2 protein-coding genes are annotated in these 2,297 nt (G+C 69.6%); both read left to right on the forward strand.

What is annotated here, in order from left to right; translation table 11 throughout:
• Nucleotides 1–101 precede the first annotated feature (101 nt).
• Nucleotides 102–980, forward strand: a complete 879-nt coding sequence (gene gnd, locus ACWF94_RS39000) for a phosphogluconate dehydrogenase (NAD(+)-dependent, decarboxylating) (protein WP_453499802.1) — start codon at nt 102–104, stop codon at nt 978–980.
• Nucleotides 981–1,010: 30 nt separating this feature from the next.
• Nucleotides 1,011–2,198, forward strand: a complete 1,188-nt coding sequence (gene recF, locus ACWF94_RS39005; protein ID WP_453499800.1) for a DNA replication/repair protein RecF — start codon at nt 1,011–1,013, stop codon at nt 2,196–2,198.
• The last annotated feature ends 99 nt before the right edge of the window (nt 2,199–2,297 follow it).

The raw sequence follows: 2,297 nt of genomic DNA on the forward strand, positions 1-2,297 counted from the left end.
GCCCGCTCCCGCCCGGAGCGGGCCCGTCGGGCTCCGTACCGCTCTCCGGCGTAGGCTCGGAGCCGGTTACTTATCGCCATACGACGCTTAAGGACACTGAGATGGAGCTCGGCCTCGTCGGCCTCGGCAAAATGGGCGGCAATATGCGCGAGCGCATCCGCCACGCGGGCCACACCGTCATCGGCTACGACCGCAACCCGGACGTCGCCGATGTCCACAGCCTTCAGGAGCTTGTGGACAAGCTGAAGGGCCCGCGTGTGGTGTGGGTGATGGTGCCGGCCGGTGCCGCGACCCAGTCCACCATCGATGAGCTGGCCGAGCTGCTCTCCCCCGGCGACATCGTCGTGGACGGCGGGAACTCCCGCTGGACCGACGACGAGAGGCACGCTGTCGAGCTGGGCATCAAGGGCATCGGCTTTGTCGACTGCGGAGTCTCCGGCGGCGTCTGGGGCCTGGAGAACGGTTACGCCCTGATGTACGGCGGCTCCGCCGAGCACGTCGCCCCGGTGCGGCCGGTCTTCGACGCCCTCAAGCCCGAGGGCGACTTCGGCTCGGTCCACGCGGGCAAGGTCGGCGCCGGCCACTTCGCCAAGATGGTCCACAACGGCATCGAGTACGCCATGATGCAGGCATACGCCGAGGGCTGGGAGCTGCTGGAGAAGGTCGACTCCGTCACGGACGTACGCGAGGTCTTCCGCTCCTGGCAGGAGGGCACCGTCATCCGCTCCTGGCTGCTCGATCTCGCGGTCAACGCGCTGGACGACGACGAGCACCTGGACAAGCTGCGCGGCTTCGCGCAGGACAGCGGCGAGGGCCGGTGGACGGTCGAAGCCGCCATCGACAACGCCGTACCGCTGCCCGCGATCACCGCTTCGCTGTTCGCGCGGTTCGCCTCCAGGCAGGACGACTCCCCCCAGATGAAGATGATCGCGGCACTGCGCAACCAGTTCGGCGGTCACGCCGTGGAGAACAAGAAGTAGATCCGAGCAGGGGGAGGTCGGCCTGTATCCATGCACGTCACGCATCTGTCGCTGGCCGACTTCCGCTCGTACGCCCGGGTCGAGGTCCCGCTCGATCCGGGCGTCACCTCGTTCGTCGGGGCGAACGGGCAGGGCAAGACCAATCTGGTCGAGGCGGTCGGCTATCTGGCGACGCTGGCCAGCCACCGGGTCTCGTCCGACGCGCCGCTCGTACGGGTCGGGGCCGACCGTGCCGTGATCCGGGCGGCCGTCACACAGGGCGAGCGCTCCCAGCTGGTGGAGCTGGAGCTGAACCCGGGGAAGGCGAATCGGGCCCGTATCAATAGATCGTCGCAGGTCAGACCCCGCGATGTACTGGGGATCGTCCGGACGGTGCTGTTCGCGCCGGAGGATCTGGCGCTGGTGAAGGGCGACCCGGGCGACCGGCGGCGGTTCCTCGATGAACTGGTCACCGCGCGTGCGCCGCGGATGGCGGGCGTCCGGTCCGACTACGAACGGGTTCTCAAGCAGCGCAACACCCTGCTGAAGTCGGCGGCGATGGCGCGTCGGCACGGCAGGTCTCCGGGGGGCTCCGGAGCCGCTGGTTCCGTCGGTGCCGCTTCCGGGGGCGCTGGTTCCGGGGGCGCGGATCTGTCCACGCTCGATGTGTGGGACCAGCATCTGGCGCGCACCGGGGCGGAGCTGCTGGCGCAGCGGATGGAGCTGATCGGGGTCCTGCAGCCGCTGGCCGACAAGGCGTACGAGACGCTCGCTCCGGGCGGCGGTCCCATCGCTCTGGAGTACCGTTCCTCCGCCGGTGCGGCAGGTGAGCCGCACGGCCGGGACGAGCTGTACGCACAGCTGATCGCCGCGCTGGGCGAGGCGCGCAAACAGGAGATCGAGCGGGGCGTCACCCTGGTCGGCCCGCACCGCGACGATCTGGTCCTCAAGCTGGGGCAGCTCCCGGCGAAGGGGTACGCCAGCCACGGCGAGTCCTGGTCCTACGCGCTGGCGCTGCGGCTGGCCTCGTACGATCTGCTGCGGGCGGAGGGCAATGAGCCCGTGCTCGTCCTGGACGATGTCTTCGCCGAGCTGGACACCCGGCGTCGGGAGCGGCTGGCGGAACTGGTGGCTCCGGGGGAGCAGGTGCTGGTGACCGCCGCTGTCGACGACGATGTGCCCGGGGTGCTGGCCGGGACGAGATACACCGTGGCCGAGGGGGAGGTGGAGCGCGTATGAGCGATCCCCGGCTCCCGGGCGTCCACCCGTTCCAGCCGGCCGGGGACTCCGGGTTTTTATTATAAGCCGTCGGCGGCGGTCTGAGGTTTTATGCAGTGT

The organism is Streptomyces sp. NPDC055078, from assembly GCF_053607985.1.